The sequence below is a fragment of the Streptomyces sp. ADMS genome (assembly GCF_033441795.1).
GTDB lineage: Bacteria > Actinomycetota > Actinomycetes > Streptomycetales > Streptomycetaceae > Streptomyces.
The window spans coordinates 1-349 of the sequence record NZ_JAVFVX010000491.1 but is presented as its reverse complement, the minus strand read 5'-3'; the positions used below and the strand labels follow the sequence as shown (position 1 = coordinate 349).

Here is a 349-nt window from a genome sequence, read left to right as displayed (position 1 = left end):
TCCGGATCGTCATGGTCACCGGCGACCACCCGCTCACCGGGGAGGCCGTGGCCCGGCGGGTCGGCATCGTACGCGGGCCGGAACCGGTCGTGGTGTAACGCGATGGACGAGGAGGCGCTCGACGCGCTGCTCGCCGAACCGTCCGAGCTGCTGCTGTGCCGGGTCAGCCCCGAGCACAAGATGCGCGTGGTCACCGCCTTCCAGCGGCGCGGCGAGGTCGTGGCGGTCACCGGGGACGGAGCGAACGACGCCCCGGCGCTCAAGCACGCCGACATTGGCATGGCGATGGGGGCGTCGGGCACCGACGTGGCCCGGGAGGCGGCCTCGATGGTGCTCCTGGACGATTCGT

The 349-nt window shown here is 72.5% G+C and carries 1 pseudogene; it reads left to right on the top strand.

Features of this window, described 5'->3' with window-relative positions:
* Positions 1-349 (top strand): annotated as a pseudogene (locus RB628_RS41695) (HAD-IC family P-type ATPase); the annotation flags it as partial.